The sequence below is a fragment of the Rhodococcus sp. SBT000017 genome (assembly GCF_003688915.1).
In the GTDB taxonomy this organism is placed as follows: domain Bacteria; phylum Actinomycetota; class Actinomycetes; order Mycobacteriales; family Mycobacteriaceae; genus Rhodococcoides.
This window is the reverse complement of the sequence record NZ_REFU01000001.1, coordinates 4,210,356-4,233,723: the sequence shown is the minus strand read 5'-3', so window position 1 is coordinate 4,233,723 and position 23,368 is coordinate 4,210,356. Positions and strand designations below refer to the sequence as shown.

Here is a 23,368-nt window from a genome sequence, read left to right as displayed (position 1 = left end):
GTGTGCATACGGCGTCGTTAGCGTCGTTACCGTGTCCATCACAGACCGCAAGGGTGTTCTCGTACTGATCACCGCTCTCACACTCAGCGCCGTCGGTTGTCAATCGACCAGCACTCCCGACGACGGTTCCGACCTGGCCTTGCAGGGACTCGGCGTCGACGATCTTCGGTTGCGCTTGGAGTCGGGTCAGTACACCAGCGCGGACATCACTCGGACGTACCTCGACCGGATCGACAAGTACGACGACACAGGCCCGACGCCGCTGCATGCTGTTGTCGACGTCAATGCCGACGCACTGGCCGAGGCGAGCACGTTGGACGACGAGCGCGCTGCGGGAACAATACGGGGCCCGCTGCACGGTATTCCGGTACTGATCAAGGGCAACATCGGAAGTTCGGAACTTGCCGCGACGGCGGGAAACGTCGATCTGAGTGCGTTCCGTCCCGTCGAGGACTCTCCGGTGGTTCGCAACCTGCGAGAGTCGGGCGCAATCATCCTCGGAACCACCAACATGTCCGAATTTGCCTGGCATGGAACGTTTACCAAGAGTTCTGTCGAAGGTACGACCGCGAATATTTTCGACCGCGAGCTCAGCGCCAGCGGTTCCAGTGGCGGAAGCGCAGTAGCCGTGGCGGCGGGCTTCGCCCCGATCGCCTTGGGTACGGACACCTGCGGCTCGGTGGTCGGGCCGGCTGCCCACGCCGGGCTGGTGGGATTTCGCCCGAGTCACGATGCGATCAGCAGGGACGGCGTGGTTCCCCTGTCTCTCTCGCAGGACGTGGTCGGGCCGATCGGGCACTCCGTCGCCGACGCAGCGGCCGTGGCCGATCTGACCAGTGGCAACGACAACGGATGGTCCGACTCCGCAGCAGCAATAGACCTGACATCCGTGACGGCGGCGTACCTCACCTGGCCGTTCGATGCTCGTGGGGCTGATCCGGACAGTCCCGACCAGGCCGTGCGGCCCCAGATCCGTACCGCTTCGGATGCGGCCGTCGAGGCCCTCGCTCAATCGGGACCGCAGTTGGTCGACCTCCCCGAGCTGAACCAGGAGTTCGCCACCGACGTTCTGACGGACAGTGGTTACAAGGATGCACGGCCATCCATCGACCAGTTTCTCAGTTCGACGAACGCCGCCTACGATCCCGAGGTCGCCGCGAAGGCTCTCCCTTCGGATGTTCTGACTTTCGAGGATGTGGCCGAAGGCAGTGCGCTGGAAGCAGACACGATCACCGAGTGGTTGGCGGCACCCCCGTTGCCCAATCCGGCGCAGGATGCGATCCTCGAGAAACAACAGGCGGGCACGCAGGCGCTGACCGACCTCATGGCCACCCGGAATGTGGACGTTCTCATCTACCCGACGACGCCGGAAACAGCATCGGCGGAGTGGGCGGGCACGGCAGCGTGCGGTATCAGTGCGAACACCGGTGCGCCCTCGGTTCAGATCCCTATCGGTAGCACGACGAGCGGCTTGCCTTTCGGTTTGACCGTCGCGGCCGCACCTGGGCAAGATGCCATCGCTCTCGCAGTTGCGGCCGCTCTCGAAGCCTCCGTCGACGCCGACATATCGGCTCCAGCCCTGCCGTGACCCCTTCGGGACGCGACAGCATTCGAGCGAACGGACACAGTGGGATCGGAACAGGTGCTACACGTCGTCTACCGCGCAGTCCGGTAGCGGTTCAGAGCCCCGATCCCGACGCCGGCGAGTACGACCGTTGCGAATGCACCACCCGTCGAAAGCCACATTTCCGGCCAGGACGTGCTCCCTATGGCAGACGTCAATGGCGTGTACGCCGTCCAGCCGTAGGTGACGACCATCGGCACGGTGATCGCGACCGGCACCGCGAGGCCGAGGGCCGCCGGTGTGGGGTCGGGCGGTGTGCACGCTACGTACAGGTAGGCCGCGGCGGCCGGAAAGACGATCAGACTCGCCACATAGTGAATGTTGTCCAGCGGCGGCTGCTCGAACAGTGCCGTCGAGCAGACCACCGCCAGAGCTGCGACACCGATCAGCGGACGCCCCCAACGCAATCCGAGTGCGGCACCCGCCGCCACCGACACTGCAATGACAGCTACGAGTCCGAGTGTCCAGACCCAGGCCGAGACACTGATACCCACCCCCGACGTGGTGGTCGAGGTGAGCAACACGGCTGTTCCGGCGAGAACCATGATGCCGCCTCGCCCTGGCAGCAGAGCAGCGGCAGCGAACAACACAGGGATGACAAGTAGGCCGAAGTACCAACCTCCACTTGTCTGGAAAACGTTGTACACGAACACTATATTGAGCAGTAGCCCACCGATTGCCACCAGCAGTATCGCCGCGACTGTGCGAACGCTGCGATCGGTCGCCGGACTTTCGGCCTGGTGTTCGACGCGAGCTGCCCACGCCACTGCCAACACCACGAGTACACAGAGCACCGGCACGACCACCGGTGTGCCCATATCGGATTCGGTGAGGTAATCGGCGTAGCGCCGGGGAATGTCGGGGTAGTGCAACGCCTCGACCGCGCCGGCAGACAGTAAGCCGAGAAGGAACGACCCGATCAGCAGCGCCTGATGAACTCGTTCACGATTCGCTCGTACTGCACTGGATCCCAACAGGACTCCGCCTGCCACCACCTCGGCGAAGTCGGACGAGAACAACAGTGCCGAGCCCCCGATCACGACAGCCGCGGCGATGGACAGTGCGGCCAGAATGCTGCGTCGACGAACCACCATTGCCAGAACCGACGCCAGAATCACTGCGATCGCGACTCCCCCGCCGCCACTGGAGAACAGCAGCCCGCCGAATCTGGCGTCGCCGAAGATGTCGATGCCGTCGGACTGCATGGACAATCCGGCCAGCAATCCGGTCAGAAGTACCCCGAGCGCCACCATGCCCGAATTATGCACTGCCGCCGCGATAGTCCCGTGATGCCGCAAGGATCCTGCTGAGAGTGGCCGCGAAGGCATGCAGTTCACTCTCTCCCACGGCGGCTCCCACGGCATCGGACCATGCATGTTGCGCATCCCGCAGCTCTGCAACGGTGTCGCGCCCTTTGGGAGTGGGTTCCAACAACTTCGCGCGCTTGTGGTTCGGGTTGTCGACGTACACGGCCCAGCCTTTGTCCACCAACAGATTTGCCGTCCGCTGCACGCTCTGCCGTGCCAACCCCAGTCCGACGCGTCGCGCGATGTCAGCGACCGACAGCGGCTCGTCCAGGGTGGCTCCGAGAACCTGCCACCACGCCGGAGTCAGACCCGCAGGCTCGGTGATGTCGTGCGCGGCAGCGAGGAATTCGCCGTTGAGCTCGAAGATGGGCAACACCAACGCTGTCAGCGCATCGCCCTCGGGGGTGCGTTGTTTCATGCGCCCGCGAGCTGGTCGTAGTACTTGCGTTCCCCTGTCGTGTAGAGGCCGTACCAGGCGTCGACGACGGGTTGCGGAAACACGTTCAGCCGCTCGAACACCAGCTTCGCGAACTCCAACGGGTGAACGCCGCCTGCGGTGATCACGGTGCCATCGGTGACCGCCTTCTCCTCGCGATAGTGCTCAGCTCCCCGATATTCGGTTGCCTGCGTGAGGAACTCGGCGGCATTCGAGGTATGTGGCCGATCGTCGAGCAGACCCGTTCGAGCCAAACCCAATGTTGCGCCACAGATCGCGGCGACCGGATTCCCCGCCGCAACCAGTTCGACGGCGACCTTCAGTACCGTGTCGTGCCCGGAGTCCCAAGTGTCCGCGCCCGGCAGAATCAATGCATCGAGGATCGGAAGGTCGGCGAGCGCGACGTCGGGAGTGATTCTCAACCCTCCCTTCGTCGTGACGGCCTCCCCCGTTTCGGACACGACGATCAACCGGTTGGCGTCCGGGTCCTGTTCGCGGGCCATGGCCAGGCCCGCGGTGAGGTACCCGTACTCCCAGTCGGCCATGGTGTCGGTGGCATAGAGCGCAATGGTGGTCATCGGAACGTCCTCGCATCGATTGACAGGATGCTGTCAATCATCGCTTTTGGACAGCATCCTGTCAATACCGGGCAGCACCCGAGTGGCCCGTGCACGAGGATCCACCTCGTCCAGATAGATCCGGCATGCCGCGTGATAACGCTGATCGAAGGCCCTGCCTGCCGCCTCCGTGCCACCGAGCGCCTCCGCATCCCTGGCCGTACCTCGAGCCCGTGCGACGTCCATAGGGGTGTCGACGAAGACGGTGTAGTCCCAGTAGTCGGGCAGCGGCGGCCGATGCAGAAAGGTTCCGTCCACCACCACGATCGCGTCGGCCGGCACCGATTCCAGCGGATCGTCGACCGGCTCATCCGTCGCCAGATCGATGATTCGACGGCGAATTTCGCCGCTTCCGTTCGGCCCCAACGGGATCAGCACGTGTGCACGAAGCGCGTCGAAGTCATATGCGTCCCGGTAGTAGCCGAGAGCCGACGCCCGACCCTGTCGATACCGGTGGGCGCGCCGGTGATGAAAGCCGTCCATTGTCACATGAAGTGCCGGACGAACCTGCGCTGCAATGGCATTCACCAGCCACCGCGCACAGGTGGACTTACCCGAAGCCGTCACCCCGTCGATCGCCACCCGTAGCGGATACCCCGGAGCCCGGGAGAGTACGTCCCGCACCATGTCATCACCGACGCTCATGCGGCCAGGGTAGGCGACCGCTTTATCAACCAAACGGTTGACTACGACCGGTGAGCGGCCTACTCTCGACCACAACGCACAGCGAGGAACCCCATGAACGATCCAACAGAGCAGCTCAACAGAACGTTCGCGGCCCTGGCCGATCCCACTCGACGTGACATCGTCGCCCGCCTCGCCGGCGGTGACGCGAACGTCAGCGAATTGGCCGAGCCGTACGAGATGAGCCTGCAAGCGGTGTCGAAGCACGTGAAAGTGCTCGAGGAGGCCGGATTGGTCACGCGCAGCAAGGATGCCCAGCGTCGACCGGTGCATCTCGACGCCGAGGTGTTCGGCCTGATGACGAAATGGATCGAACGTTATCGCCAGGAAGCAGAGCAACGTTATCGACGCCTCGATGCCCTGCTGGAAACCATCGCAGACGACAAGACCACCGAGACGAAAGAAGTGTCATGACTGCACACGAAACCGAGATCGTTGCGGACGAGAAAGTCCCCACGATCGAGATCATCCGAGAGTTCGATGCGACGCCGGAGCGGGTGTTTCGCGCTCATATCGACCCGGAGCTGTATCGCCAGTGGGTGGGGCCGCGATCGTTGACGACCCGAATCCTGAAGTGGGAGGGGCGCACCGGAGGTGCATGGTCGTTCGCCAACGACCGGGACGGTGAGGAGATCGCTGCCTTCTACGGCAGCTTCCACGAGGTGCGTGCGAACGAGCGAATCGTGTGGACCTTCACCTGGGAGGGCGCACCCGACTCGGTCGCGCTCGAGACGCTCACCTTCGAGACCCGAGACGATGGCGGTACACGACTGAGGGTACTGAGCGTGATGTCGGACTTCGCCTCTCGCGACGGCATGCTGTCCAGTGGCATGGACGTCGGAGTGAAGGAGGGCTACGACAAGCTCGACGAACTGCTCGTGCACAGCACAGGTCCGGCCCAGCAGCACCGGCAGGACGCAGCGATGTTCACCGCGCTGGTCGAGTCCTCCTCATCCGAGGACTGGTCGCGGCCGAGCCCGGTATCAGGTTGGACTGCAATCGATATCGTGCGGCACCTGATCGAGTGGTCCCGCGGTTTCCTCGCCGGCGGGGCCGGTATCGAATTCCGGATACTGGACATCGAAGCCGACCCGGCCGCAGCCTGGACCCACCACGTCGCAGACATCCAAGCAATACTCGACGACCCCGCCGACCGAATCCTGAGCAACCCGCACACCGGAGACATGCCGGTGGACAAGGCCATCGACAGTTTCTACACCGCCGACGTCTGGATGCACTCATGGGACCTGGCGAAAGCCCTCGGCCGAGAGCCCGATCTGGGTCAGGAACGCTGCGCTGCAGCACTCGAGGCCATGCGACCGATGGAACAGATGCTGCGGGACAGCGGGCAGTACGGCCCCGCCGTCCCCGTCGCCGACGTTGCCTCCCCACAGGACAAGCTGATGGCCTTCATCGGCCGTGACCCGGCCTGGGAGCCGGGTCGATAGACGTACGTTCAGAAGTACTTCTTCAGCTCCATCTTCGCGATCGACATCTTGTGCACCTCGTCCGGACCGTCTGCCAGCCGCAGCGTGCGGATGTGGGCGTACATCATGGCCAGCGGGAAGTCGTTGGACACTCCACCTCCGCCGTGGACCTGAATGGCACGGTCGATGATCTTCAGAGCCATCTCCGGTGCCGCCACCTTGATTGCTGCGATCTCGGTGCGCGCTTCCTTGTTTCCGACGGTGTCCATCAGGTACGCGGCTTTGAACGTGAGCAGTCGCGTCTTCTCGATCTCGATGCGCGCCTCGGCGATCCAGTCCTGGATGTTCGAGCGCATCGCCACCGGCTTGCCGAACGTCACTCGCGATACCGCACGGCGACACAGCAATTCGAGCGCCCGTTCGGCCACTCCGATGGTGCGCATGGCGTGATGGATACGGCCCGGCCCCAAGCGGGCCTGGCTGATGGCGAATCCTTCACCCGGCCCCTTCAGCACGTCCTTCGCCGGCACCCGAACGTCCTCGAAGAGCACCTCGGCGTGACCTTCGCGGTCGATGTAGCCGAACACCGGCAGGTTGCGCAGGACGGTGACACCGGGTGCGTCGATGGGCACCACCAGCATCGACTGTTGACGGTGGGTGGCCGCCTCGGGATCGGTCTTGCCCATCACGATGAGAACCTTGCAGTTCTTGTGCATCGCATTGGACGTCCACCACTTGCGCCCGTTGAGAATGAAGTCGTCACCGTCGCGGTCCATCTTCATCGCGATGTTGGTGGCGTCGGAACTGGCCACGTCGGGTTCGGTCATCGCAAAGGCTGAGCGAATGGTGCCGTCCAGCAACGGCTTCAGGTACTTCTCTTTGTGCTCGTCGGTGCCGAAGAGCGTGAACACCTCCATGTTGCCGGTGTCCGGTGCGTTGCAGTTGCATGCCTCGGGGGCGAGCAGGCTGCGTCCCATGATTTCTGCCAGCGGTGCGTATTCGAGGTTGGTCAGACCGGGGCCCCACTCGGGATGCGGGTGGAACAGATTCCACAGTCCACGCGAACGCGCTTCCTTCTTCAGGTCCTCGATGATCTGCGGCTGAAAGTGCGGGTCACCCGACTCGAGCATCTGCTGCTCGTACACCGCCTCGGCCGGGTAGATGTGAGAGTCCATGAACTCCAACAGATCCGATTCGAATTTCTTCGCACGGTCGGAGGTCTCGAAAAATGCCACGGTGGGCCCCTATCGGTTGTTGTCGAGCAAGCTGTCCTGGTAGCGACGCATGCCGCGCAACCACCGGTCGTAATCGGCACCCTTGTTGCGGTACATGTCCAGTACGTTCTCGTGCGGCAGGATGAGGAACTGCTCGCGGTCCATTGCGTCGAGCACCACATCGGCGACATCGAGCGGCTCGAGTACGGCGCCGGCACTGAGGACCGCGGCAGTTGCCGCCGCTCCCAATGCATCTCCGGATTCACGTCCCTCGTAGAGCAGTTTGGTGTTGACACCCATCGGGCACAGGCAGCTGACGCGAATCCCGCGGTTGCCGTAGGTGACGTTCATCCATTCGGCGAATCCGACGGCCGCGTGCTTGGTCGTCGCGTATGTGGCCGAGCCGATCTGGGTGAGCAAGCCGGCCGCGGACGCGGTGCTGACGAAGTAGCCCTCACCGCGCTCGAGCCAACCCGGCACCAACAGTTGCGCTGCGCGAATATGTGCGCGCACGTTGACATCGAACGAGAGGTCCCAGTCCTGCTCGGCGGCGTCGAGTCCGGGTGCGCCGCTGATGCCTGCATTCGCGAAGTAGAGGTCGACCGGTCCGAACGAGTCCTCGGCCACCGCGATCAGCCGTTGGATGTCCTCTGTGTTCGACGCGTCAGCCGCAGCGGCGACGGCTGTTCCCGGCCGGTCGCGTTCGATGGCGTCGGCCACGGATCGGGCCGTGGCTTCGTCGAGGTCGGAGACGACGACTCGCGCCCCGTGTTCGGTGAGCCGGGCAGCGATGGCCCCACCGATTCCGCCACCACCTCCGGTGACGATGGCGACTTTACCTTCTACCTTCATGCCCCAGGTATAGTTGAAGTCGGATTCAAGTTCAACCCTGGTTGCATGAACACGCTGCTCAGAGGTGCACTCTAGGCCCGCGGACGCGTCGGATCTGTGATCCATCCCGACCATGAGCCCGGATACAAGGCAGCATCGATGCCCGCCAATTCGAGCGCGAGAATCTGATGTGCCGCAGTCACCCCGGATCCGCAGTAGACGGCGACGTCCTTCCCCTCCGGCACAAGTCCACTGAATGTGCCATTGAGTACCTCCGGCGCCAGGAACCGCCCGTCCGCATCGACGTTCTCGGTCGTCGGCCGATTGACCGCGCCGGGGATGTGACCAGCCACGGGATCCACCGGTTCCACTTCCCCGCGGAATCGCTCGGGTGCCCGGGCATCGAGCAGGATGTTGTTCTGCGCGAACTCGAGCACATCGTCGACCTCGAGAACCGACGCCAGGGGTGGCCTCGCAGTGAACGATCCGGCCGCGACGATCGACGGTTCGGTACCTATCGGGAATCCGGCGGCGGTCCACTGGGCGAGGCCACCGTCGAGGACACGCACGTCGCGGTGCCCGAAGTAGCGCAGCAACCACCACGCGCGCGCCGCGGCAGTTGCGGGTCCCGCGTCGTAGACCACCACGGAGGAATCGTCACTGACCCCGGCACCGCGCATCGCTGCGACGAACGTCTCGGCGTCGGGCAACGGGTGGCGGCCGCGACCAATTGGGTCGTTCCTGCCGGCTCCACTCCCGTGATCCGGCGGAGCCGCCAGCTCCGCGTCGAGGTCCACGAATTGCGCGTTCGGGATATGACCGGCCTCGTATCCGGCTCTGTCGCTGCCGGTCTGCAGCACGAATCGAATATCGAGGACGACCGGGCCGCGTCCCATCTCGAAGAGGTCGTGCAATTGCGCGGCAGAAATCAGCGGCGAAGGGCTCATAAGGCTCCGACGCTAACAGCCCTGTGCCGGGAATAGCTCGGTGTGGATGCCGGTTGTGGGCAGGCGTGACCGAAACTGCATCCACGACACAGCATCTGTCCACCGCCGGGCTCTTCGAGCCGTTCGAGGTCAAGTCGCTGAAGCTGCGCAATCGCTTCGCCATGGCCCCGATGACGCGCGCCTTCTCTCCCGACGGCATTCCCGGCCCGGATGTCGCCGAGTACTACCGCAAGCGCGCAGCCGGTGGCACCGGCCTCATCATCACCGAGGGCACCTACATTCCCGATCCCGCCGCCGGCCCTCACACCCGCGTCCCGCGGATCTACGGTGACGCCAGCCTCGAGGGTTGGAAGGGTGTCGTCGACGCCGTGCACGCCGAGGGCAGCGCGATCATCCCGCAGCTGTGGCACCTCGGCGTCGAGCGCGGCACCGAGCCTCGCCTGTTCCCGGACGTCACCACCGTGAGCCCGTCGGGCATTGCACTCGACGGTTCTTCGGTGGGTCGGGCATTCACCGACACCGATCTCGACGACCTCACCTCGCAGTGGGTGCAGGCTGCGGTCAACGCGAAGAACACCGGCTTCGACGGCCTAGAGCTGCATGGCGCGCACGGGTATTTGCTCGACGAATTCCTCTGGGCCACCACCAATGTGCGCGACGACGAGTTCGGCGGTTCCCTCGAAGCCCGGACGCGCTTCCCCGCGCAGGTCGTTGCCGCGATCCGCGCAGCAGTGGGCGAAGACTTCGCCATCGTGTACCGCTTCTCGCAGTGGAAGAGCAACCACTTCGACGCGCGGATCGCGCAGAATCCGGAGGAACTCGGACGAGTCCTGACTCCTCTGGTCGACGCCGGGGTGGACATCCTGCACGCCTCGACCCGTCGCCACTGGGATCCGGCGTTCCCGGAGCTGGACGGCAACGACGGAAAGCTGGGCTTGGCCGGGTGGACCCGCAAGCTCACCGGCGTCCCGACGATCACTGTCGGATCCGTGGGCCTCGACTCGGTGTTCACGTCTGCATGGTCGGAGGATGCCGCGTCCGGTGTCACCGGACTCGATGCACTGGTCGGTCAGTTCGAGGACAACGAATTCGATCTGGTGGCCGTGGGACGTGCGCTGCTGTCCGACCCCGAGTGGGTGAACAAGGTCGGGGACGGACGCGTCGACGAGCGCATCGAATTCACCCGCGACCACATTCAGCACCTGATCTGACAGATCGAGTGCCGAGATCCACGGCAGCATCGCCTAGAACGGCGGTGCTGCCGTTTCGTCTGTCTCGGGCTGTTGGTTGTCGGCTGGGTTGGGGTAGGCGATGACGCCGGATCGTTTCGGTTTGGTGGGGATGTGTGGTCTGAGGTCGTTGCCGAGGATGGGTACGGCTGTGCCGTTGGTGGGCAGGGTGATTCGGGTGGTCTTCGAGGTGGAGGTCCAGAGGATGGCTCCGCCGGGGAGCATGACTGCTGTCCAGTAGCCGGCCGTTTTTTACGGTGTGGTGGAACTCGCACAGACATTGGAGGTTGCCCACGGTGGTCCAGCCGCCGCCGAGTGGGTTGGTGTGGTCGAAGGGGGTGATGTGGTCGAGTTGGCAGCGTGCGGCGGGTCGGTGGCAGCCGGGGAAGCGGCAGTGTTTGTCGCGGAGTCGGACGGCGGCGGTGGTGAGGGTGTCGGGTCGGTAGATCAGTGCTCGGTCGGTGAGCGGGTCGCGTCCGATGGATTTGCCGAGGGTGGGGTCGGCGGCGATGGCGGCTTCGAGTGCTGCGGCCAGCGATGCGGTGCCGAGGTAGATGCCTGAGGGTGTGCGGTGTGCGGGAGTGTGGCCTGCAGTGGGGATCGTCCGGTTGTTTCCCCGGATTGTGGAGGGCAGGTCGAAGGCAGAGCTGTGCCGTGCGCCCCGGCCGACGGGTGTGTGGGTGCAGAACAGGGCTGCGGCGGAGGTCAGTGACTGCGTCCGTCGTTGGTTGTCGCTGCGATCAGGTGTGGGTGGGGATGTGTCTGCGTCTGGACAGGTCGCCGCGTTGTTCGTTGCCGGCGGTGGCCCAGATATCGGCAGGGCTGTCCTGGTTTGCTCAGGTCGATCTGAAGCAGTGCACGACTCGGTTCGATCGGGTGCAGTGCTGGGCGGCATCGGCGTCGGCGCAGGTGCTGGATCCGGTGTTCGAGGTGGTTCGCCGGTCGGGTCGTGCGGTGAATCTGATGTGCCGACCGGACCTCGAGCCGAAGCTGCGGATTCTGTAGCCGTCGGCGGTGCTGAGGCAGTCGTGGTTGCCGCTGCTGTCACGGTGGTCGGTGAGGGCGAGGGCGAGGTGGGCGTGGTCGTTGCCGTCGCACTGGTCGGAGAGGGCGCGGGGGTTGGTGATGGTGCTGGGTTTGATTCGGTGTCGGGGCAACTGCGCGTGGCGGACTCGTTCGCCGGTTCCGTTCTCGGTGCAAAAGTCGCCTCGGAGTCGGTGGAAGCGTCTGTGGCACTACAGGCCTCGGACCCAGACTCGGCCTCGGTCCCCGGTTCCGAGTCGCTGCCGGTGCGGCTACGCGTCTCGGTCCCGTGTGCTGCCGAGCCGGTGTTCGTTGCCGTATCAGCATCTTCGTCTGTATCCGACACTGAGTCCGGTTCCTGCTTCTGGTCCTTCGGTGCTCGTTCCCAATCCCCCGTCTCCGGGTTCTGCACGGCGAGGCCCAGCTTCTCGGCGAGGGTCACTGCTTCGGTGAGCAGGATCTGCCACTGACTGTTGCGGGCCAACTCCCGCGCGAGATCGGGGTCGATGGAGCCGTGCCCGGCCAGGTAGGCGGGGTTGGCGAGTAGTCCGATGAGGGTGGCGATGTCGACGGTGATCATCGTCAACGGCACTCGCCGATCCGGCAGCACCGCATCCTTCTTGGGACAATCTTCCCGTTGGCACAGGCATGCCAGTCGGGGTTCGCCGTGCATGCGGGGCCATGAACGCATCGCACAGGCGTTCCTTCTTCCCGCGCGGGTCTTTCGGGCAGAGGGTGTCTGCCATCTCCTCGAGGAGTTGCCATGCGGCGGCGGCTTCGGGTGCGGTCAGCTCCGCTCGGATGCGGGTGAGTTCGCCGGCCGGGGTGTAGGTGACGGTGCGGAACTTCTTCGCGAACTCCCGCAGTGCCGCTGCTTCCTCGGGTGCGACCCGCAGCAGGATGTCCCAGATCGCCTGCTCGAGCGGACCCGGTGACGACCGCCGCGCTGCTTCGACGACCTCGGCTTCGACGCGGGTAACGATGTTGTCAGAGAGATTGTCGAGGATCCGGCATGCGGTCCGCACGCGGGGGAGGTCGATCTCCCCGGCCTCGAACGCTGCCTTGAGCAGTGGCAGTCGGGTGTGCAGAGCAACGCCGACGGAGACGTACGATTCGGCGACCATCGCCGAACAGCCCAACGCGACAGCCATCTCGGTCCGTCCGTATCGGCTGTAGTGCTTGTGCTTGGTGTCGCGGGTGATCCAGTCGTAGTGCACCCGATAGCAGGAGGTGATCTTGCGTGCCGCCTGCCGATTCTCCTCACGCGCGGCAGCGGTCAACGCCTCCAGTGACACGGTCGGTACTGCCCCCATTTTTCACCCCCCGGTGAGCAACAATTTCAGAACGTGCGTTCGAACCAGGTGAAGACTATCTCGACCCACCGACAAGAACGCTCGAGCTGAAAATGATGCAGCTGACCTGCAGCTATCCGCCGAATCGTTCTACACTCCACTCCATGAGCGAGCCCGATTCCACGTCGTCGGAACCAGTCGAATTGCGCCGGCGTGCCGCCCGCGGCGATCAGGATGCCATCGACGAGTTGGTCGAACTCGCAGGCTCTCGACACGACCTCGACGAACTCCGCTCTTTCGCCGATGCAGGCAGCAGCGATGCCGTCGACATCCTCGTCGAGCTCGCCGGTGAACGTGGCGACCGCGCCGAGCTGCAGAGATTGGCCGCCGCAGGTAGCCAAGACGCCGCGGACATCCTGGAGGAACTCGACAGCTAAGCGGGCCGCTCCCCCAATTGCACGGTGAGTCGGTGTGCCGCGTCGAGCAGCAGCTTGCCCAACTCCCGACGTCGGTCGTCGCGAAATCGCGTCTCGACACCCGTCAGGCTCAGTGCCCATGCAGGACCTCCGGCACGGTCGAACACGGCAGCGCCGAGGCCCCAGCTGCCTTCCACCAGCAACGCCGGGTTGACGGCAAATCCGGTGGTGCGGGTGTGTGCGATGCGGCGTCGAATCTCGTTGTCGGAGTGACTGTCTCCCCACTCGGGCACGAGATCGACTCCGCTCAGGTACCCGTCCACCTCCCGATCGGGAAGGTGCGCAAGAATTGCCAGGCCTGCGGACGCCACCCCGAGCGGTAGCCGAATTCCCTCGTACAGCACGTGGGAGCGCAGCGGAAAGCTCCCTTCCACCCGAAGCAGGCACACGGTCTCCACCCCTCGCCGGGCCGACAGAAACGCACTTTCTCCGCTCTCGGTGGCCAACGCCTGCACTATCTTTCGAGCCTGGTCGGTGATGTCGTACCGCAATGCCGCCATCGATCCGAGCAGATAGATCTCCGGGCCCAATGACCAGTGGCCGGTGGCGGAGTCGCGGTCGACGAATCCTTGGTCGGCCATAGACGCCAGGAGGCGATGTGCGGTCGGTCTCGCGATACCGGTCGCCCGAGCGAGCGCGGTGGTCGAGGCACCCGACGGCTCCTCACTTCCCGCTGCGCGCAGCAACGAACAGATTTTGCCGATCACACTTGCGTTGGCATCCGCTGAGGTCACCCGGCCATCGTACGTCCACTCAGCGGACGCCAAGTTCGCATCCGTTCACCGAACGAGCAAAAACCGGCATTCACTTCACCTGTACGCACAGCTCAGGTTCACTGACTACAACGTTTGCTCAACGAACACATCAGGAGCTACCAGTGACTGGAAAGACCTACGCGTCCGCCGCCGAGGCGGTCGCGGACATCGGCCGAGGAGCGACCCTCGCGGTCGGCGGCTTCGGATTGTGCGGCATCCCCGACGCCCTCATCGACGCCATCGCGAACACCGACGCCGACGAGCTCGAAGTGTTCTCCAACAACTGCGGCGTCGACGGCTACGGGCTCGGAATCCTGCTGGCCGCCGGACGAATTCGCCGTGTCACTGCGTCCTACGTCGGCGAGAACAAGGAGTTCGCCCGGCAGTACCTGGCCGGCGAGCTCGAGGTCGAACTGACCCCGCAGGGAACTCTGGCGGAGCGACTTCGCGCCGGAGGCACCGGAATTCCCGCGTTCTTCACCCCAGCAGGAGTCGGCAGTCCCATCGCCGACGGCGGAATGCCGTGGCGCTACGACGCCGACGGTTCCGTCTCGATCGCGTCGCCACCCAAGGAGACTCGGGTGTTCGGCGACAAGCGCTACGTTCTCGAGGAGTCGATCAACGCCGACTTCGCGCTTGTACACGCCGAGATCGGTGACACAGCAGGAAATCTCGTGTTCGACAAGACTGCGATGAACTTCAATCCCCTCGCCGCGATGGCGGGCAGGATCACCATCGCGCAGGTCGAGAATCTGGTGGAGCCGGGCGAGATCGATCCGGCCCACGTACATCTTCCCGGCGTGTTCGTCCAACGTGTCGTGCATACCGGGCCACAGGACAGGCGCATCGAAAAGCGCACCGTCAGTTCAGGAGTTCGAGCATGAGTGCAGGATGGACACGCGACCAGATGGCCGAGCGCGCCGCAGCGGAAATGGTCGACGGGGAATATGTCAATCTCGGCATCGGACTGCCGACGTTGATCCCGGGGTACCTGACCGACTCGGTCAAGGTCACCCTGCACTCGGAGAACGGCATCCTCGGCACCGGGCCGTACCCCACCGAGGACGAGGTCGACGCCAATCTGATCAACGCGGGCAAGGAGACGGTCACCATCAATCCCGGTGCGGCGTACTTCGATTCGTCGCTGAGCTTCGGCATGATCCGCGGCGGCCACATCGACACCGCCGTGTTGGGCGGTATGCAGGTCTCGCGAACCGGCGACCTCGCCAACTGGATGGTGCCCGGCAAGATGGTCAAGGGCATGGGCGGTGCGATGGACCTCGTGCACGGCGCCCGGCGCGTCATCGTAGTCATGGAACACACCGATCGCGACGGGAACCCGAAGATCCTGAACGCCTGCACTCTGCCGTTGACCGGCCAAGGCGTCGTGAATCGCATCATCACGAACCTCGCGGTCATCGAGGTCGTCGGCGACGGAACACTCGCACTCGCCGAGCTCGCACCCGGGGTGACATCCGAAGAGGTCACCGCCGCAACGGGATCGGCGCTCACGATCACGTGAGTCAATCACGTGACACAACTGTGGGCTCGAACGTGACGAACACGTTCGAGCCCACAGTTCGAGGTACTAGTCCGGAATCATGTCGAAGGTATCCGGGTTCGGGCCGTTACGGCCCTGCTCACCCTTGTCAAGGGCTGTGATGGCGTCGACATCGGCAGAACTGAGCTCGAAGTCGAAGATCTCGAAGTTGGCCTTGACGCGCTCCGGCGTCACCGACTTCGGGAAGATGATGTTGCCGCGCTGAATGTGCCAGCGCAGAACCACCTGTGCGACGGATTTGCCTGTGGCGTCGGCGATTCGCTTCAGTTCCGCGTCGTCGAGAACGTTGCCCTGGGCGATCGGTGACCACGCCTCGGTGGGGATGGCGTGTTCACGGCCGTAGGCCCACACGTCGTTGTTGACGAAGTACGGGTGCACCTCGATCTGGTTCACCGCGGGGACCGTCTCGGTCTCCTCCGCCAACCGGTCCAGGTGGGCGGGCTGGAAGTTGGATACGCCGATATTGTGAGCTCGGCCGTCGGCGACGAACTCCTCCAGCGTCTTCCAGGTGGAGACGAAGTCGCCGTCGTAGCGGGTCGGGAGCGGCCAGTGGATCAGAAAGAGGTCCACGTAGTCGGTGCCGAGGTCGCTGAGCGTCTTGTCGAATGCCGTCCGCGCATCGTCGGGCTTGTGGAAGCCGTTGTTGAGCTTGCTGGTGACGAAGACCGATTCGCGGTCGATGCCGGAGTTGCGGATACCTTCGCCGACCTGCTTCTCGTTTCCGTACATCTCGGCGGTGTCGATGTGGCGGTAGCCGATCTCGAGGGCCGTTTCGACGGCCTGGGCCGTCTTCTCGGGATCGATCTGGAACACGCCGAAGCCGAGCTGCGGGATCTGCTTGCCGTTTCTGAGCGTGACGTTGGGTACCTGAGTCATATCGCTCGGGTGCCCGACCTCCCCCCGCTTCAAACCGGATGGAATGATGCCAACGTGATAGTGCAGCGCATCCGGCGCGTCGTCGATGGGGTTGCCGAGAATCTCGGCCGGTCCACCGCAGCTCTGACCGCCCCGACTCGGCACTTCGATCCTGCGCACCCGTGGTTCCTCACCGCGACCGAGCGCGGCAACGACGACACTCGAATCACAGCCTGGACCGAGGGCAACCGCGTCGAGAACCTCGTGCACGGCAAGACGTATTTTGCGGCGCTTGCGCAGGCACTCGCGCGGACGGAACGCGACGATCTGGTGCTCTTCACCGATTGGCGCGGCGACCCTGAACAGCTGCTCACCGACGACGGCGTGACCGTCGAGGATGCGCTCACCGGCGTGGCGCACCGCGGTGGCGTCGTCAAGGGCATGGTGTGGCGCTCGCACATGGAGACGTTCGGCTTCACCGGCCCGAAGAATCGCAAGCTCGCCCTACGGCTCGAGGAGGCCGGCGGCGAGGTGATCCTCGACCAGCGCGTGCTGGTAACCGGAAGCCACCACCAGAAGTTCGTCGTCGTGCGGTACGGCAGGAAAGATCTGCCCGACGTCGCCTTCGTCGGTGGTATCGATCTGGCCCGCGCCCGACGCGACGACGCCGATCATTTCGGCGATCCGGTCTCACGTCCCTTCCCTCCCGAGTACGGCGAGATCCCGGCCTGGCACGACGTTCAGGTCCAGCTCGAGGGACCCGCAGTGCGGGACGTCGAGGATGTCTTTCGAGAGCGCTGGGAGGATCCCGCAGCGCTGTCCCGCCTCCCCTGGCACGCCGTACCCGACATGCTGCGCGGGGTGACTCGGGAACCGTCCGAGCTACCGACTGCGGCTGCGCCGCCGGATCCGCAGGGCACCTGCTCGGTGCAGCTGCTGCGCACCTACCCGCGTCGGCGACCCGCCTACCCGTTCGCCACCAAGGGCGAGCGCAGCGCGGCACGTGCATACGCCAAGGCTCTGCACCGAGCTACCGAGTTGATCTACATCGAAGACCAGTACCTGTGGTCGGTCGACGTGGCGCGGGTGTTCGCCGCGGCACTGCGCCGCAAGCCGAACTTGCGGTTGGTGGTGGTGGTTCCCAAGCACCTCGACGACGACAGCCCACTCACCATTCCCTCTGCGCTGCTGGGACACTCGGCCGCGCTCGAGGTGATCCGCGCTGCCGGTGGTGATCGTGTGCTGGTTCTCGATATCGAGAACGACCGCGGGATACCGGTGTACGTGCACTCGAAGGTCTGCATCATGGACGACGTCTGGGCAGCGGTGGGCTCGGACAACTTCAATCGCCGCTCCTGGACCCATGATTCGGAGCTGACTGCGGCGATCGTCGACGAAGAACGAGACACCCGCGAACCTCTCGACCCGGCGGGTCTGGGCGACGGTGCGCGTGTTCACGCCCGCAACCTGCGTCTGGAACTGACTCGCGAGCACCTCGGCCGCGCCGACGGTGACGACGCCGATCTGGTGGATCCGCAGCAGTTCTTCGACGCCATCTCGGCGAGCGCAACCGCGCTCGACGAGTGGCACCGCAACCCGTCCTCGGGCCCGCGCCCCGCCGGCAGGCTTCGCCGACACGAGATCTCCGTGCCACCCGTGTGGCAGCAGCGACTGGCCGCATTCGCCTACCGCCTGTTCGTCGACCCCGACGGCCGCCCGATCGGAATGCGCCTGCGTCGTCGTTTCTGACGAGCCCCGGTCGGGATCGATGTCGGTCCGAGTCACTCAGATCGACTGAATGGGCCATTCATCCCTTCGGCAGGGACAGGCCGGGGGGCGAACACGGGCGAACCGCCATTCGAGCTCGCGGACGTGTCGGTGGTCTCGTGCACACTGGGGTCACGCCAACTCGTAGGGGGTCCGCATGACGTTCCATTCCGTAGTTCCACCGTTTCTGCTCGAGCGGTTGCAGGGTCCCGGTGCTCGCGCCACGCTGCTCGCCGATCGTGAGATGCGCGCCGGACGCGAGGTGGTGCAGGCTCGCACCGCCATCGCTCCGCGCACCGGCGGCACGCTCGAGCGCACGATCTCCGATGCCAAGTCCACTCGCGATCTACCCGGCCAGCAGGTGCGGGCCGAGGGCGAGGATCCCACCGGCGACGCTGCGACCGACGAGGCCTACGACGGCCTCGGGGCCACCTATGCGTTCTTCGAGAAGGTCTACGGGTACTCGAGTCTCGACGGCAGCGGCCTGCCCCTCGACGCGACGGTGCACTACGGCCAGGACTACGACAACGCGTTCTGGGACGGCTCGCGCATGGTGTTCGGCGACGGTGACGGCGAGGTCTTCGCTCGATTCACCGTCTCGCTCGGCGTCATCGCACACGAACTCGCGCACGGGTTCACGCAGTACACCACCCCGCTCGAGTACAAGAACCAGGCCGGCGCGCTCAACGAGTCCATCTCCGATGTGTTCGGCGCACTGGTCGAGCAGTACACGGCAGAGCAGAACGCCGAGGACGCGTCGTGGCTGATCGGCGAAGGCCTGTTCCTGCCCGCGGTGCAGGGCAAGGCGTTGCGCTCGCTGATCGAACCCGGCACCGCCTACGACGACGACGTTCTCGGTAAGGATCCGCAGCCGGCCAGCATGGACGATTTCGTCGTCACCACCGAGGACGACGGTGGGGTGCACATCAATTCGGGCATCCCGAATCGCGCGTTCGCCGTGGCTGCCACCACGCTCGGTGGCCCGGCCTGGGATCGCGTCGGGCAGGTCTGGTTCGACACGATGACCGTCGGCGGACTCTCCCCGACAGTCGATTTCGCCGGGTTCTCCGCCGCGACCCTTGCAGCAGCAACCAAGCGATTCGGGGCCGGTTCCGACGTTGCCAGGGCCGTGGCCCAGGGTTGGTCTACCGTGGGAGTTCAGTCAACACGGGAGCCGAGCGACGATCGGGTGTGATCGAGGGCAGATGAGCCTGCGCATCGAGGTACTGCGAACCGGTGGTATCGCCGGGATGTCCAAACGCGGAGTCGTCGAGACCGACGAGCCGGAATGGCAGTCGTTGGTCGAGGCAGCGCAGCCGTACATTGCCGATCAGCAAGCCGCCGACGCAGCCGAGTCGAACGCCCGCGACACCTTTGTCTGGAGCGTGTCGGTGGGCGAGCACTCGTGCCGGGTGGGCGATTCGAACCTGACCGGGCCACTACGCGACCTCGCGGAGCGCACACTCCGCGAAGGCCGCGTCAAGTAGTTGCCGCGTCGAGTAGCCCGAGAATCGAGCTCAGGCCTTCCACTCCGCACTGCGTTCGTCGGTTGCCTGCCCCAGCGCCTCGACGAGGGCGTCGACTCCGAAGTCCTTGCCGTACGAGGGCGTTCCTGGCTGCTGACGCCATGACTGGGCGAGGGTTCCGCCGTCGACGGGGTCGAATCCGAGCTCGTCGATCACCGAGAACACGATCTTCTTGGAATCGTCGTCGTCCCCGGCGATCGGCAGTGCGATCCGACCTCTGGTTCCGGCAGGCACGCCCTTCTCGAGCAGGTGCTTGTACCAAATTCCGTTGAACGCCTTGATCACCGGCTCACCGAGTTGCTGGGACACCCACACACTTTCGGGCGTCCCACCCTCGATGTCCTCGATCAACCCGTCGCGCTGCTGCGGGTAGTAGTTGTTGGTCTCGATGATCGGGGCCCCCGGCTTGCGGGCGCTGAAAATTCCCGGGGCAAGATCGGGAACGTTCTTCTGCGGGATGCTCAGCAGCACCAGGTCGGCGTCCTGCACTGCGTCGGCGGCCCACACTGCCATCGCCCCGGTTTCCGCAGCCAGATCCGCCAAGGTCTCCGGGTCACGTGAATTCGAGAATCGAACCTCGTGACCGAGCGCTGCCCACCGACGAACGAGGGTGCCGCCGATGAATCCACTACCGATGATTCCAATTTTCATATCGAGAACCAACACACCCGACCCGAAACAATTCCCGTCAGGATCCGACGGAGACCTTCGACCGCGGACGGCCGAACTTCATGGCCTTGTCCACGACCTTGCCGTAGCGCAGCACCGGCAGGTCGCGGAAGTAGTTCATCCGCAGTTTCCACGGGGTCTCGCTGCCCTGCCTCGGGAAGTTGTCCACCGCTCGCAGCACGTAGCCCGCTGCGAAGTCGAGGAACGGCTCTTCGTCGATCGACGGGTCGCGCTCGAGTTCGACGGTGCTGTATCCCTTCTCGTCCATGTGCGCGAGCAGTCGCATCACGTAGTTCGAGACCATGTCGGCTTTGAGCGTCCACGAGGCGTTGGTGTATCCGACGACGAAGGCGAAGTTGGGGATACCGGTGAGCATCATGCCCTTGTAGGCCATCGTGCTGGGCAGTTCCACGTCCTCGCCGTCGACACGGAACGTCGCGCCGCCGAGCGCGGAGAGGTTCAATCCCGTTGCCGTGACGACGATGTCGGCGTCGAGGTGCTGGCCGGACTTCAGCTTCAAGCCGGTCTCGGTGAACGTCTCGATGTGATCGGTGACGATCGAGACTTCGTCTTTGCGAATCGAACGAAACAGATCGTTGTCGGGCACCAGGCACAGACGCTGATCCCACGGGTTGTAGGACGGGGTGAAGTGGGTGTCGAGGTCGTAACCCTTGGGCAGCCACCCCTCCTGCATCGTCCGGATCCGCTTCTTCATGAACTCCGGGTACTTCTGGCTCAAGGTGTAGATCAGCATCGCCATGGACACGTTCTTGAGCCGAGTGACGCTGTACGCCAACTTCTTCGGCAGGCGCTTGCGCAGGGTCTGCGCAATCGGGTCCTGCGACGGAAGCGAGAGAACGTAGCTGGGCGAGCGCTGCAGCAGCGTGACGTGCTCGGCGTCGCGAGCCAGGTTGGGGGCCAACGTGATTGCCGTTGCGCCGCTACCGATCACCACTACCTTCTTGCCGGAGTAGTCCAGATCCTCGGGCCAGTGCTGCGGGTGGATCACCTGGCCGCCGAAGTTCTCGCGACCGGCGAACTCGGGGGTGAACCCTTTGTCGTAGTTGTAGTAACCGCTGCAGGAGAACACGAACGACGCGGTGATGGTAACCGTCTCGTCTGTATCGGTACGCTGCGCCGTCACCGTCCAGAACTGCTGCTCGGACGACCATTCGAGAGCGACGACCTTGTGATGGAACCGAATGTGCTTGTCGACGCCTGCTTCTCGTGCGGTCTCGACGATGTAGTTGCGGATGTCGGTGCCGTCGGCGATGGATTTCTCACCCATCCACGGCTTGAAGCTGTATCCGAGGGTGTACATGTCGGAGTCGGAGCGAATCCCGGGGTAGCGAAACAGATCCCACGTTCCGCCGATCGCGCCGCGGCTCTCGAGAATGGCGTAGGTCTTGCCGGGCAGATCGTGCCCGAGGTGGCGCGCGGCCCCGATCCCGGAAAGGCCGGCACCGATGATGAGGACGTCGACCTCGGGAGAGGACAGTACTGCAGTCATGTCAACGATTCCTTCGATGTCTTGGGTCAGCTGGTCTTGTTGCGAGCGCTCTCGGACCTGCCGAGGCGGGCTACTTCTTCGTCCATCTTCGGCAGGATCGTCGGCACGTGCTCGAGCATGCTGCGATCGCCGACCCGCGAGGTGATGACGGCCTTGAACCACGACGCTGCGCCCACCCACCGGGGCACGTAGACGCGACGCTTGCGCTTGGCCAGGCCGTCGACGAACGCGTCGACGCACTGTTCGACGGTCATGGTCTTGCCGAGCGGGCCGGGCAGCACCGCGAGCAGATCCTGGAATGCGGTGAGATCGGATTTGGCGTCCTGCACCATCGGTGTGTCGATCCATGCCATGTGCGCGGAACCGACGTCGACGCCTCGGTAGTTGACCTCGAGCCGGAGGGCATTCGCAAAGTGTTCTGCTGCAGCCTTACTGGCGTTGTACGCGGCCAGGCCGGGGCACGGAGTGAACGCAGCGAGCGAGGAGACGACGAGGATGTAGCCGTTGCGCTCGATCAGCGACGGCAAGGCGGCGCGGACGGTGTTGAACACGCCCATCACGTTGATGTCCATGACACGTTGGAACGTCGCGGGATCGACCTGCATGATCGATCCGTAGCTGGCGATTCCGGCGTTGGCGAGCACTAGATCGATGCCGCCGTACGCCTCGATTCCGCCGTCGACGGCCCGCTGCATGTCGTCCAGATTCCGTACGTCTGCCACGAACGCCTCGGCCTTCAGCTGCGTCGCCAGCTCTCGCAACGGGGCCTCGTCGACGTCGACGAGTACCAGCCGGGCACCTTTGCCCGCCAGCGTCCGCGCGGTGGCGGCACCGATTCCCCGCGCTGCTCCGGTGATCAGAACGACCTTGTTGCGTAGCGTCGTCGCCGCCATGTGCTCCCCCTCGATCGGAATGCTTGTCTGCGAACACTTTGCATCTGATACCGAGCGGTGTCAAGATCTGTGTGTGACCACTCATCACAGTGAAGTCGGCCGCACCTACCGAGGTGCCGACCCGCAGCAGAGGCAACAGGAGCGTCGAATCCGCCTGCTCGACGCGGCCGTCGAAGTCTTCGGCACCACCGGCTACCGGACGGCAACCGTGGAGAAGGTCTGCAGCGAGGCAGGCCTGACCAAGCGCTACTTCTACGAGTCGTTCACCAACAGCGAGGACCTGCTGATGGCGACCTACGCTCGCGCCACCGACGCGATGCGCGAGAGCATCCTCGTCGGCGCAGCCGCAGAAACGGATTCCAGCGAACAGGTGCTCAGAGGGGCCCTCACCGGCTTCTTCACGTTCGTCGCCGAGCAGCCCAAATCGGCTCGAATCGCCTTCGTGGAAATCCTCGGCGTATCCCCTACCGTCGACGCGCTGTATCGCAAGACCACCAACTCGTTCTCCACGACGGTGCTTCAGGTGGCCGAGACCGTCGGGTCCAGCCGTGGCCTCGCCGGGCCCAACCGTCGAACATTGGCCATGGGCCTGGTGGGCGCGGTCCTCACCATCGCCCAACAATGGCTGCTCTCCCCAGAACGTGAGCCGTTGGATTCGGTGATCGCCAGCGCCCACACCATCCTGGCCGCGGTGGTGTTCGGACGCGTCGACGGCTAGTGAGTTT

Annotated in this window: 27 protein-coding genes; 13 read left to right on the top strand and 14 right to left on the bottom strand. The window is 64.5% G+C overall.

Translation table 11 applies throughout. The features are described 5' to 3' along the window. The first annotated feature begins 31 nt into the window (after nt 1–31). Complete coding sequence (locus AYK61_RS20010; RefSeq protein ID WP_121872106.1) at nt 32–1,588, top strand: amidase; 1,557 nt, start codon at nt 32–34, stop codon at nt 1,586–1,588. Between the two features lie 68 nt (nt 1,589–1,656). Here AYK61_RS20010 and AYK61_RS20005 read toward each other — a convergent pair whose 3' ends face one another. The 4 genes from AYK61_RS20005 to AYK61_RS19990 are packed head-to-tail and all read right to left on the bottom strand — an operon-like array spanning nt 1,657 to nt 4,629. After that, a complete protein-coding gene (locus AYK61_RS20005; protein ID WP_121872105.1) occupies nt 1,657–2,877 on the bottom strand; it encodes a hypothetical protein in 1,221 nt (406 codons plus the stop codon). A gap of 7 nt (nt 2,878–2,884) precedes the next feature. Then, nucleotides 2,885–3,349: a MarR family winged helix-turn-helix transcriptional regulator gene (locus tag AYK61_RS20000; protein WP_121872104.1), complete on the bottom strand. Its 465-nt coding sequence runs from the start codon at nt 3,347–3,349 to the stop codon at nt 2,885–2,887. Further along, nucleotides 3,346–3,945, bottom strand: a complete 600-nt coding sequence (locus tag AYK61_RS19995; protein ID WP_121872103.1) for a DJ-1/PfpI family protein — start codon at nt 3,943–3,945, stop codon at nt 3,346–3,348. The genes AYK61_RS20000 and AYK61_RS19995 overlap by 4 nt, the downstream gene beginning before the upstream one ends. A gap of 33 nt (nt 3,946–3,978) precedes the next feature. Then, complete coding sequence (locus AYK61_RS19990; RefSeq protein ID WP_121872102.1) at nt 3,979–4,629, bottom strand: uridine kinase; 651 nt, start codon at nt 4,627–4,629, stop codon at nt 3,979–3,981. 93 nt (nt 4,630–4,722) lie between these two features. Here AYK61_RS19990 and AYK61_RS19985 point away from each other — a divergent pair, with 93 nt between their 5' ends. Together AYK61_RS19985 and AYK61_RS28205 are read left to right on the top strand one after the other, a co-directional pair. After that, a complete protein-coding gene (locus AYK61_RS19985; protein WP_121872101.1) occupies nt 4,723–5,082 on the top strand; it encodes a helix-turn-helix transcriptional regulator in 360 nt (119 codons plus the stop codon). Beyond that, entirely contained in the window at nt 5,079–6,116 is a 1,038-nt protein-coding gene (locus AYK61_RS28205) for an SRPBCC domain-containing protein (RefSeq protein WP_121872100.1), read from the top strand. Before AYK61_RS19985 ends, AYK61_RS28205 begins: the two co-directional genes overlap by 4 nt. An 8-nt stretch (nt 6,117–6,124) precedes the next feature. On the opposite strand, the gene AYK61_RS19975 is transcribed toward AYK61_RS28205, so the two are convergent. The 3 genes from AYK61_RS19975 to AYK61_RS19965 form a co-directional block, all read right to left on the bottom strand. Next, nucleotides 6,125–7,330, bottom strand: a complete 1,206-nt coding sequence (locus AYK61_RS19975; RefSeq protein ID WP_121872099.1) for an acyl-CoA dehydrogenase family protein — start codon at nt 7,328–7,330, stop codon at nt 6,125–6,127. A 9-nt stretch (nt 7,331–7,339) separates the two neighbouring features. Next, entirely contained in the window at nt 7,340–8,161 is an 822-nt protein-coding gene (locus tag AYK61_RS19970) for an SDR family oxidoreductase (RefSeq protein WP_121872098.1), read from the bottom strand. A gap of 71 nt (nt 8,162–8,232) precedes the next feature. Next, nucleotides 8,233–9,087 carry a sulfurtransferase gene (locus tag AYK61_RS19965; RefSeq protein ID WP_121872097.1) on the bottom strand — a complete coding sequence of 285 codons (855 nt, stop codon included), beginning with the start codon at nt 9,085–9,087 and terminating at the stop codon, nt 8,233–8,235. A 65-nt stretch (nt 9,088–9,152) separates the two neighbouring features. Here AYK61_RS19965 and AYK61_RS19960 point away from each other — a divergent pair, with 65 nt between their 5' ends. Then, nucleotides 9,153–10,298, top strand: coding sequence for an NADH:flavin oxidoreductase (locus AYK61_RS19960; RefSeq protein WP_183130366.1), 1,146 nt, complete (start codon nt 9,153–9,155; stop codon nt 10,296–10,298). Between the two features lie 33 nt (nt 10,299–10,331). Here the strand turns inward: AYK61_RS19960 and AYK61_RS19955 are convergent, their stop codons facing one another. Next, a complete protein-coding gene (locus AYK61_RS19955; protein ID WP_121872096.1) occupies nt 10,332–10,541 on the bottom strand; it encodes a hypothetical protein in 210 nt (69 codons plus the stop codon). 37 nt (nt 10,542–10,578) lie between these two features. Between AYK61_RS19955 and AYK61_RS19950 the strand changes: the two genes are divergently transcribed. Together AYK61_RS19950 and AYK61_RS27070 are read left to right on the top strand one after the other, a co-directional pair. Further along, nucleotides 10,579–10,878: a hypothetical protein gene (locus AYK61_RS19950; protein ID WP_121872095.1), complete on the top strand. Its 300-nt coding sequence runs from the start codon at nt 10,579–10,581 to the stop codon at nt 10,876–10,878. A 239-nt stretch (nt 10,879–11,117) separates the two neighbouring features. Next, nucleotides 11,118–11,321: a hypothetical protein gene (locus AYK61_RS27070; RefSeq protein WP_128645961.1), complete on the top strand. Its 204-nt coding sequence runs from the start codon at nt 11,118–11,120 to the stop codon at nt 11,319–11,321. Between the two features lie 338 nt (nt 11,322–11,659). On the opposite strand, the gene AYK61_RS19940 is transcribed toward AYK61_RS27070, so the two are convergent. Continuing rightward, nucleotides 11,660–12,652, bottom strand: a complete 993-nt coding sequence (locus AYK61_RS19940; protein ID WP_121872093.1) for a DUF222 domain-containing protein — start codon at nt 12,650–12,652, stop codon at nt 11,660–11,662. A gap of 143 nt (nt 12,653–12,795) precedes the next feature. Between AYK61_RS19940 and AYK61_RS19935 the strand changes: the two genes are divergently transcribed. Next, nucleotides 12,796–13,068 (top strand): hypothetical protein, encoded by a 273-nt coding sequence (locus tag AYK61_RS19935; RefSeq protein WP_121872092.1) that lies wholly within the window; start codon nt 12,796–12,798, stop codon nt 13,066–13,068. On the opposite strand, the gene AYK61_RS19930 is transcribed toward AYK61_RS19935, so the two are convergent. Further along, nucleotides 13,065–13,841 (bottom strand): IclR family transcriptional regulator, encoded by a 777-nt coding sequence (locus AYK61_RS19930; protein ID WP_183130365.1) that lies wholly within the window; start codon nt 13,839–13,841, stop codon nt 13,065–13,067. The two genes, AYK61_RS19935 and AYK61_RS19930, sit on opposite strands and share 4 nt — an antisense overlap. A 143-nt stretch (nt 13,842–13,984) precedes the next feature. On the opposite strand from AYK61_RS19930, the gene AYK61_RS19925 reads away from it, so the two are divergent. Next, nucleotides 13,985–14,746, top strand: coding sequence for a CoA transferase subunit A (locus tag AYK61_RS19925; protein WP_121872091.1), 762 nt, complete (start codon nt 13,985–13,987; stop codon nt 14,744–14,746). Then, nucleotides 14,743–15,384: a 3-oxoacid CoA-transferase subunit B gene (locus tag AYK61_RS19920; RefSeq protein ID WP_121872090.1), complete on the top strand. Its 642-nt coding sequence runs from the start codon at nt 14,743–14,745 to the stop codon at nt 15,382–15,384. Before AYK61_RS19925 ends, AYK61_RS19920 begins: the two co-directional genes overlap by 4 nt. 66 nt (nt 15,385–15,450) lie before the next feature. Here AYK61_RS19920 and AYK61_RS19915 read toward each other — a convergent pair whose 3' ends face one another. Then, nucleotides 15,451–16,299, bottom strand: a complete 849-nt coding sequence (locus tag AYK61_RS19915) for an aldo/keto reductase (protein WP_121872936.1) — start codon at nt 16,297–16,299, stop codon at nt 15,451–15,453. Nucleotides 16,300–16,353: 54 nt separating this feature from the next. Here AYK61_RS19915 and AYK61_RS19910 point away from each other — a divergent pair, with 54 nt between their 5' ends. From AYK61_RS19910 to AYK61_RS19900, 3 genes are all read left to right on the top strand, one after another. After that, nucleotides 16,354–18,027, top strand: a complete 1,674-nt coding sequence (locus AYK61_RS19910) for a phospholipase D-like domain-containing protein (protein WP_121872089.1) — start codon at nt 16,354–16,356, stop codon at nt 18,025–18,027. A gap of 175 nt (nt 18,028–18,202) precedes the next feature. Further along, entirely contained in the window at nt 18,203–19,240 is a 1,038-nt protein-coding gene (locus tag AYK61_RS19905) for a M4 family metallopeptidase (protein ID WP_121872088.1), read from the top strand. 10 nt (nt 19,241–19,250) lie between these two features. Next, nucleotides 19,251–19,532 carry a protealysin inhibitor emfourin gene (locus tag AYK61_RS19900; RefSeq protein ID WP_121872087.1) on the top strand — a complete coding sequence of 94 codons (282 nt, stop codon included), beginning with the start codon at nt 19,251–19,253 and terminating at the stop codon, nt 19,530–19,532. A 30-nt stretch (nt 19,533–19,562) separates the two neighbouring features. Here the strand turns inward: AYK61_RS19900 and AYK61_RS19895 are convergent, their stop codons facing one another. The 3 genes from AYK61_RS19895 to AYK61_RS19885 are packed head-to-tail and all read right to left on the bottom strand — an operon-like array spanning nt 19,563 to nt 22,643. Continuing rightward, nucleotides 19,563–20,222: an NADPH-dependent F420 reductase gene (locus AYK61_RS19895; RefSeq protein ID WP_121872086.1), complete on the bottom strand. Its 660-nt coding sequence runs from the start codon at nt 20,220–20,222 to the stop codon at nt 19,563–19,565. 37 nt (nt 20,223–20,259) lie between these two features. Beyond that, entirely contained in the window at nt 20,260–21,750 is a 1,491-nt protein-coding gene (locus AYK61_RS19890; protein WP_121872085.1) for an NAD(P)/FAD-dependent oxidoreductase, read from the bottom strand. Nucleotides 21,751–21,776: 26 nt separating this feature from the next. Beyond that, nucleotides 21,777–22,643 (bottom strand): SDR family oxidoreductase, encoded by an 867-nt coding sequence (locus AYK61_RS19885; RefSeq protein ID WP_121872084.1) that lies wholly within the window; start codon nt 22,641–22,643, stop codon nt 21,777–21,779. Between the two features lie 73 nt (nt 22,644–22,716). On the opposite strand from AYK61_RS19885, the gene AYK61_RS19880 reads away from it, so the two are divergent. Further along, complete coding sequence (locus AYK61_RS19880; protein WP_121872083.1) at nt 22,717–23,361, top strand: TetR/AcrR family transcriptional regulator; 645 nt, start codon at nt 22,717–22,719, stop codon at nt 23,359–23,361. Nucleotides 23,362–23,368: the final 7 nt, after the last annotated feature.